At 59.7% G+C, this 7,734-nt stretch carries 6 protein-coding genes; 1 reads left to right on the forward strand and 5 read right to left on the reverse strand.

Going from position 1 to position 7,734, the window contains the following annotated elements:
• Positions 1–56: 56 nt before the first annotated feature.
• Both PSV43_RS18775 and PSV43_RS18780 read right to left on the reverse strand, forming a co-directional pair.
• On the reverse strand, positions 57–1,382 hold the full coding sequence (locus PSV43_RS18775) for a hypothetical protein (protein WP_300200988.1): 1,326 nt from the start codon (positions 1,380–1,382) through the stop codon (positions 57–59).
• A 126-nt stretch (positions 1,383–1,508) separates the two neighbouring features.
• Positions 1,509–2,807, reverse strand: a complete 1,299-nt coding sequence (locus PSV43_RS18780; protein ID WP_300200991.1) for an acetylxylan esterase — start codon at positions 2,805–2,807, stop codon at positions 1,509–1,511.
• Positions 2,808–2,909: 102 nt separating this feature from the next.
• Between PSV43_RS18780 and PSV43_RS18785 the strand changes: the two genes are divergently transcribed.
• Complete coding sequence (locus PSV43_RS18785; RefSeq protein WP_300200994.1) at positions 2,910–3,917, forward strand: phosphodiester glycosidase family protein; 1,008 nt, start codon at positions 2,910–2,912, stop codon at positions 3,915–3,917.
• Between the two features lie 387 nt (positions 3,918–4,304).
• Here the strand turns inward: PSV43_RS18785 and PSV43_RS18790 are convergent, their stop codons facing one another.
• Genes PSV43_RS18790 through tsaB form a run of 3 tightly spaced genes read right to left on the reverse strand, consistent with a single transcriptional unit; the run spans position 4,305 to position 7,667 of the window.
• Positions 4,305–6,125, reverse strand: a complete 1,821-nt coding sequence (locus tag PSV43_RS18790) for an FAD-dependent oxidoreductase (RefSeq protein ID WP_300200997.1) — start codon at positions 6,123–6,125, stop codon at positions 4,305–4,307.
• A gap of 49 nt (positions 6,126–6,174) precedes the next feature.
• Positions 6,175–7,023: an SMP-30/gluconolactonase/LRE family protein gene (locus PSV43_RS18795; RefSeq protein ID WP_300201000.1), complete on the reverse strand. Its 849-nt coding sequence runs from the start codon at positions 7,021–7,023 to the stop codon at positions 6,175–6,177.
• Positions 7,020–7,667, reverse strand: coding sequence for a tRNA (adenosine(37)-N6)-threonylcarbamoyltransferase complex dimerization subunit type 1 TsaB (tsaB, locus tag PSV43_RS18800; protein WP_300201003.1), 648 nt, complete (start codon positions 7,665–7,667; stop codon positions 7,020–7,022). The genes PSV43_RS18795 and tsaB overlap by 4 nt, the downstream gene beginning before the upstream one ends.
• Between the last annotated feature and the right edge of the window lie 67 nt (positions 7,668–7,734).

Here is a 7,734-nt window from a genome sequence, read left to right on the forward strand (position 1 = left end):
GGTCCGGAGACCATGCGCTGGGAATTGTTTCAGAAAGAAACGCTCAACACGAAGGATTACTGCTCGCAGTCGCCGTCGTCGCAATCGGCAGCGCCGTCGCAGTCGTCGTCTTCGCCGTCATCTTCATCTTCATCTTCGTCTTCGCCTTCTTCTTCTTCGTCGTCGTCAGCGTCTTCTTCGTCGGACTCGCCGTCGCCGTCATCGTCAGTGTCTTCTTCGTCGCTGGTGCCGTCATTGTCGTCATCGTCATCTTCTTCGTCAGAGATGCCGTCACCGTCGTCGTCGTCTTCGCAGTCAGCGGCTTCGTCAGAGAGGGACTGGTCGTCGTCGTCGTCGGTGTCTTCTTCCTGCTCTTCGTCGATCTCTTCTTCGTCTTCCGAGTCTTCTTCAGTGGCGAATTCTTCGCTGTAGCTTTCCACGGATTCCTCATAGGTGGAGACTTCGCTCACCTCGATGGACATGCTGATGGACGTGGTCTCGTAGTATTCGCCGTAGTTGGAGATGCTGGAGTCATAGTAGTTCCAGCCGTCATAGTAGCCCCATGAGGAAGCGCCGAAGATGGAGGCCAGCACATTGACGATCGGCGTCAGCTTGCCCCATGAGGACTGGTAGTAGTCTGGGTAGTAGCACTTGGTGATTTTGCCATAAGCACCGAGGGAGTTTCTCAGGCGGCCGGTCTGATACTGATACTTGGCATAGGTGCCGCGGTCAGTGCCTTGGATGCCGAGGATCTTCGTCGCAAGACCGATGAGATCGCCAATCATGCGGGACTGGTAGGACTTGGGTTTTGCAGTGGCCGCAGCCTGCTTGAGATTGCCGATCAGCTCTTCCATCTGTGGGCCAGCCTTCTCGATTTCAGCCAGTTCTGCATCGGTGAGCTTGCCTTTTTTGCCGCCCTTTTTCAGGACTGCCACGGAAGGACCGTAATGAGTCAGGTACATCTCATAAGCAGCATCAAGGGATTTCACGCCGCGACCCACTTGGGACTTCGGATGAGCGCCGCGAATGATTGCCCAGGTAGTGGCAAGCTGCGTCACACCTTCGCCGGTGGCGTCCAGACCTTTGAGCATCTCCGGGCTCTTGTCTGCAATGCCTTTTTCCAACAGATCTAGTCCCTTCGCCGTGGACTTCAGAGCCGAATAGAATGGCACTGCCTGCTTGGACTTGGGGCTAATGTCCTTGGAGTTTTTGGCGATGAAGGCGACGGAGGCCTTCATGTCTTTCACCAGAGAGGCAGGCGTCGGGGCCGCACCTTTCTTGTTGTGGGCAGGCTTGCCTTTGGCCTTGGCTTCCTGACCTTGGACAGTCAAACCAGAAACGCCGATGAGGCTGAGACTGGCGATAAACGCGATGGATTTAAACAGAGGGAGTCTAGATTTCATAAAGAATGAAGACTGGTTTTTACCCTAGCCTAATCTTTATGTCTCTAAAATTCGCATTTTCTTTGATAGAATCGCACTCTTAAATACGCTCTCGCACCGCCTTTGTGGCGGTGGACGCCATTCTAATCACTTTGACCTGTTCTCCCGCACATGCTTGAGGGCTGCCGCCTGCATGAACTTACTCGCCGCCGGTGTGTTGGTATGGCCGGAGAGAATGTCATTGTGGATCGCTTTCGGAATCGTCAGCGCGTTATAGGCCGCATACACGCTGGTCGGCGGACAGGTGGTGTCGATGAAGCCCACGGTCACCACCGCGCCCTGGCACTTCGCACGGATGGCGAAGTTGACGTTGTCAAAGTAACGCGCTGCCTGCAATGCGGCGGCGTTTGGTTTGCCTTCGGCATCCATGGGCACAATTTTCGGCCAGCCGCTGATGCGATTGGCCTGGCTGCCGGTGTGGTCACAGCCCGCAGGCACGCCTGCGCAGATGAATGAAACCCGCGCATCGAGGCCCGCCGCAGCAAAGGCCTGAAACCCACCCTGGCTCGAACCATAGACGATGAGGGTCTTGCCATCCCACTCCGGCTGCGCGGTGAGGAAATCAATCGCGCGGATCAAGCGCAGGAACATGCCTTTGAAGTAAATTTTCTCGCGATCTTCGTTGTGCTCGAAACGGTAGTCCTTCAGTTCACCGGCTGCCAGCGCATCGTAGAATTCCTTGGGCTTCCCATTGGGCAAACCGTGCGCGTTGATGTCCATGGAGAGCATCCCGCCTTCGTTCAGCGCCCATGAGACGCTGCCGAGCGTGGAACTGCGCACGCCCGCGCCGTGCACGTGGAGGATTGCCGGAAGAGATTTCGGCTTGGCCTGCAGCGGTTTGCCATAGTACCCGCTCACCGGCTTGCCGCCCGCACAGTCGATCTGCACATCAAAGGCTGCCATGCCCTTCGGCACCGCCATTGTCACGGGTGTGAGCGTCGCCTTCGCCGGCACCTTCGCCAGTTCCGCCTTCTGCGCATCCCAGAACACATCAAAATCCTCCGGCACCGGCATGCTAGGCTTGAGCTGCAGCGGATCATAGCCCGCAGCGGCCATGGTGGAGGCCTTGTCACTCGTGGCGCGCATCAGCAGAAAGCCGGGTTCGTCCAGTTTGCCGATGAGCGTTGCCTTGCCGTCCTTCACATTCAGCGTCTGCGGCGGCTGGGGCTGCACGCCATCCTTCGATAACACGCACACCACTTTCCCATCCGCCAACGGCTTGCCGTCTAGCAGCGCCTCAATGGTGAAGGTTGCCGTCTCACCCACCTTGTACAAGGCATCGGGATGATTGGTGACTGCCTTGAGCGTGAGCACTGGCGCGGGTGCCTGCGCCTGCAGGTTGAGAGAAATGAGCAGCCACAATGCGGAGAACAGTTTCAATTTCATGCGCACGCAGCTTGTACAGGCATCGATGCGAATCAATCTTCATTCACCTGCGTCACATCGGCCCTTGATCGCGCCCGACTTGTTCTCCATGCTGCCATTCCCATGCTCAGAAAACGCGGATGCCTGAAACTGCTTCTGCTGCTCGCCATTGCCGGCGCGCTGCTGGCATGGCTTGCCGGTGAGGTATTCTTCAATCTGAACAGCAATCTCGTCGCCGTCAGTGTGCGCGACTCCAAGCAACCGCTCCAGATCCTCACCAAACGTGGCGAGTGGAAACCTGCGGCCGCTTTGACCGCCGGAGATCTCGACACGGCCCTCATCGAGCGCCATCGCGAAACCGGCATGCGCTGGGCCACCCTCAAAGTCCGGCGTCAGGGCGGCACGCTGGCCAGCATCGCCCAGCGTGTTTTCGGGGCGGAAGTCCAGGTCGTCACCCTCTCCGCCGAGCGCTTCGACTTCATGACCACCTTCCAGCCCAAGTTTGCGCTCACCACCGCACGCGAGCGCATGGCAGATGGGAATTTTTGGTTCACCATCACTGCGAACTTCCGCGATCCCAAAGGCCGCCCCATGGGCTGGGTCTATCACGAAGGGCGTCAGGTCAATCAACCCTTCGGCGACTGGAGCGGCTGTTTTTTCGTCAAAGACGGCCGCCCATGGTGCGGGCCGAAGTCCCTCCTCAATGAAGTCCCCGGTCTCATCCAGGAAGGCTGCCAGGTCTATCCCTCCGTGATGAAGAACCACACCACCTTCTCCTACGTGGACCTGAAGCCTGACCTCTTCTACGACGGCAACAAGATCAGCTACCGCTCCCTCGTCGGCATGCGTCAGGACGGCACCATCGTCTTCGTCCTCTCGGGTGACGGCGGCGTCATGAACGTCAGCGAAGTCACCGAGATCGCCCGCAAGCTCGACGTCCAGCACGCCACCCTCCTCGACGGCGGCCGCGCCCTGCAATACTCCATCCGCACCGACGACGGTCCCTGGCACTTCCACGCCTTCAACACCGAGCTCCCCTTCCAGCACAAATATCTCGAACGCCAGCGCTCCCCCGTGTACATCGGAGTCCGGCGCAAAGCCCCCGTCATCATCGAAGGCACGCCGTATTAGCCGAGCGCCAAGGCGAGGGGGTCTCCGACCCCGTCTTTTCTGGAGGTCGCGCAGCGAAGCCCTTTCATTCAGGAGCAAGTGCCTGCTATGAATGGCACTTGATTAAGGGCATAGATCGTGAAAATCACAGCTTGCGCGCAGCGCTCCTCGGAGCGCGGAATTTATTCCGCTGCACTCCGCAGCACACACCTGCTCCGCTTTGACATGCTGCTTTCGCGACACCGGGTACCACCGTGTTTGCGGCATTCAGTGAGAGCCATCATACGTCCCACGCGGACGACCTGCAGCGGACTAAAGTCTCGCGCTCCGTGACACTTTTCGGCTTCGTCAGTGAATGGATGATTTCCTCGACACCCGCCTTAATCAAGCGCCATTCGTGCCTGCTATTCAGTTCTTCAGCTTCTTCACCCAATCCGGATTCTCCCTCTTATACTCCTGAAACGCCGCATGCTCCTTCGTTGAAATCTTGCCGTCCTTGTCAGCATCGATGAAAGGAAACAGCCACTCCCAGCCCGGTTTGGCTTCGCTCCAAGCTTCCTTCGACTCCCATTCTCCCGCCTCTACGCCAGAGTGTCGAACGGTAGGTCCAGTCCATGCCAGAATCTGGCCGCGTTCCAGCAATCGGCTGCGCAGTTTTGCCACATCGAGCTGCTGCACGGCCACCCCGGTATGGATGGACTGCGCAGCAGCCACACCGGCGGATTCCCCCAGCACACAGAACACCGGCTCCATGCGCGCCGAGGCGTAGGCGATGTAGCTGGCCGAGAAACACACGGGCACGAGCAGGTTGGTGCAATCCGCAGCCTTCGGCGTCAGCGCCCGGTACGGAATGGGATAGGGGTGCCCAGTGCCTTGGGAGCCACCGACAAACATGTTCCCCTCCGTCGCCACGCCCATCTGCCCGGTGACCGGATCAGCGACGGCATAACGACGCACGGGGTAGATGTCCACGCCGTAGAGCGCCAGCCCCACGCTGTCCTCCACCTGCGTCTTGTTCCACACATCCGCCAAGGTCAGCACATAGGGCCCCTGCATGCGCCGCGTCAGGCGCACATAGAGCTGATTCGGCCAGCCCTCCGTATCCGCATGCATCGTTTTGTCCAACCCGAGCGCCGCTGTCTCATTGCGGAACTTCTCCGGCACGCGCGAATCTGTGCTCAAAAAGTGATGTAGCCCGCTGAGGTAGTCCTTGTGCTGCCGCCAGATGCGCGACTTGGCCTCCCAGTTGCCATCCTGATAGTAACGACTCACGCCCAGCGGTGCGATCGTGACCAAGGAATCGCGCTTGTAGTTGTACTCGCCGCTGTTGAGCCAGCCGGGGAAGATGTCCCGCAGCCGCTTGAGCAGTTTCCCCTCTCCGCCCTCCGTGGTACGGACGAGGTGCTCCACGTAGCGCCCGACCACTTCAAAATCCTTGGCGTCATAGCCTGCCGGTGTTTCAAACGAAATGCGCTTTGCCGGATCCCGCGTCACGTAGAAACGATAGTTGTACGCTTGCGTGTAATCATCCGCCGAGCCCTTCGGCAGACCATGATCTGCATCCACCAACGGCAGCAGACCGCTCTTTGCATCGCCCTGCACCACATAAGGATCGATGGGGGTCCAGTTCGTCGTTGGCCCCACGCCAGCGAGTTCTTCGTTGAAGGCAGATGCCGCTTCACGACCCACCGCATACGGCACCTTCGCCGCCGCCATCACATCGCCCTCATAGCTGGCATCAATGAAGACCTTGGCCTCGACCACCGCCGCATCTGCTTGCGTGGCCTTTGATGCGGGCACCCCGTTTTTGTCTGGTGGAGCCAGTTCCAGCACGAGTTTCGTGATCGCCTTGCCAGTCTTTTCCACTTTTTGCACGCGATGCTCGAAGAGCACCGGAATCTTCTCCTCCTCCAGCCAAGTCGCAAACGCCTCTCGAATGGCGGGAGGTTGCTTTCCCAGTTTGAAAACGCGGCTCGTCGTCAGCCCGCCCACCGCCTGCGGTGCCGCGCAGTCCTGCATAGGCTTGATGCCCGCGCCAAGAATGCCGCCCACCCAGCGGCCCGGTTCGATGATGATCACCGTGCAGCCCTCCTCCTTCGCCGCCACCGCCGCGACAATACCCGCCGGGGTCGCGCCGTAGATGCACACATCCACCTTCTGGGGAGTCACTTCGGCATGCGAGGCATGCAGGGCCAATAGGACTGATAGGAAGAAAACAGGACGCATCATGCCCCTATCTGGCCACAGCTTGAGCGCCTGTCACCTGGCATTCTCTGACTCACCCACCAAACGCGGCCGCAGGCACACCTTGGGCACCGGGGCGGCAGACGAAGAGGCGTCCGGCGAGGGGTTCCTCAAGATCGGGCTTCTTGCCGGTGGTGATGTAGAGATCGCGTAGATCGGGACCACCGAAAGCGCAGGCGGTGGTTTCGACGCAGGGGAAGTCGATCTGCTGCTCCACCTTCTGCGTGGCGGGATTGAAGCAGACGACTTTGGCTCCGTGGCAAAAGGCGATCCAGAGACGGTCTTCGGTGTCGATGGTCATGCCATCCGGCGAGGAGGGATCGTCGCTGGTATCCCATACCACACGCTCATTGGTGATGGCGCTGGTGGCGTTGTCGAAGTCGAAGGCACGGATCTTTTTGCTGGGGGTGTCGATGTAGTACATCGTCCGCGTGTCACGGCTCCAGATGATGCCGTTGGAGTTGGTGACGGGACCGAACTTCTTTTCGACGCTGAGATCAGTGTGCAGGCAGTAGAGCGAGGCATCGGCGTGCTTTTGCAGGCAAATGGTGCCGGCCCAGAGACGTCCGGCAGGATCGCACTTGCCATCGTTGAAGCGGTTCTCCGGCAGGTTCGGCTCGGGATCGGCGATGGCGGTGCTCAGGCCGGTGGCTTCATCGAGGAAAAAGAAGCCGTTGTCACCTGCCCAGACGAGGCCGCCGCTGGCACGTGGCACCACGGTGCCGACGCGCTGGCCGACGTTCCAGATCTTTTCTTCACCCGTCGCGGGCGTGAAGGCGATGATCTTGTGAGTTTCGATGTCAACGTAGAGGAGGCGGTCGCCGTGCCAGATGGGGCCTTCGCCCCATTCGGAAACGTGGTTGGTGATGGGTTCGGGAGTCATGGTGTGGGAGAGTGGGCGGGGCGTTTTGGCAGAGTGATGAAGGCTTCTGCGAGGTAGTGGGGAATGAGAGGCTGAGCGATGAGCGTTGCAAGTTCGTCGGCGCTCAAAGATTGCACGATTTTGGCGAGGTGAACGGCATCCGGTCTGGCGGAGCGGAGGGCGGGCAGATCGAGCGGTGGTTTGGCATCGAAGGTGAACCAGTTCATGCCTTCACCGACGCGCTCACGGGCGGCCTCGGCGGAGACGATTTCGAGATCGGGCAGCAGCCTGCCGCTTTCGACGCGGGCGAGGTAAAAGCTCTGGCGGCGGGCATCGCCAATGACGGGATAACTCGCAGGCGCATCCAAGTCCGGCGCGGTGAGCGAAGACCAGCCGACGCACCAGATGTCTCGCGAGAGCGCAATACCCTGCGCGGCGGCAATGGCGATGCGCACGCCGGTGTAGGAACCGGGGCCGTTGCCGATGACGATACCGGTGAGTTCATTGCCAGCGGCAGCGAGGGCTTCGCGGAGCGGCGCGAAGACCTGGGCATTGTGTGAGCGTTCGGACTGGAAGGAGGAGCGGAACAGCACGTCATCGCCCCGAACCACGGCGATGCTGCCGTGGGCGGTGGAGAGATCGAGGGCGAGGAGTGTGGGGGGCATCAGGAAGCCAGCTTGGACAGGATTAACAGGATCGCAGGATTAACAAAATTTTCAGACACTAATTTAA

Source organism: Prosthecobacter sp. (assembly GCF_029946185.1).
Taxonomy (GTDB): Bacteria; Verrucomicrobiota; Verrucomicrobiia; order Verrucomicrobiales; family Verrucomicrobiaceae; genus Prosthecobacter.

Coding starts and splice junctions, on each gene's coding strand:
- PSV43_RS18780 (WP_300200991.1), bottom strand. CDS start 2,807: ATGAAATTGAAACTGTTCTCCGCATTGTGGCTGCTCATTTCTCTCAAC.
- PSV43_RS18785 (WP_300200994.1), top strand. CDS start 2,910: ATGCTCAGAAAACGCGGATGCCTGAAACTGCTTCTGCTGCTCGCCATT.
- PSV43_RS18775 (WP_300200988.1), bottom strand. CDS start 1,382: ATGAAATCTAGACTCCCTCTGTTTAAATCCATCGCGTTTATCGCCAGT.
- PSV43_RS18795 (WP_300201000.1), bottom strand. CDS start 7,023: ATGACTCCCGAACCCATCACCAACCACGTTTCCGAATGGGGCGAAGGC.
- tsaB (WP_300201003.1), bottom strand. CDS start 7,667: ATGCCCCCCACACTCCTCGCCCTCGATCTCTCCACCGCCCACGGCAGC.
- PSV43_RS18790 (WP_300200997.1), bottom strand. CDS start 6,125: ATGATGCGTCCTGTTTTCTTCCTATCAGTCCTATTGGCCCTGCATGCC.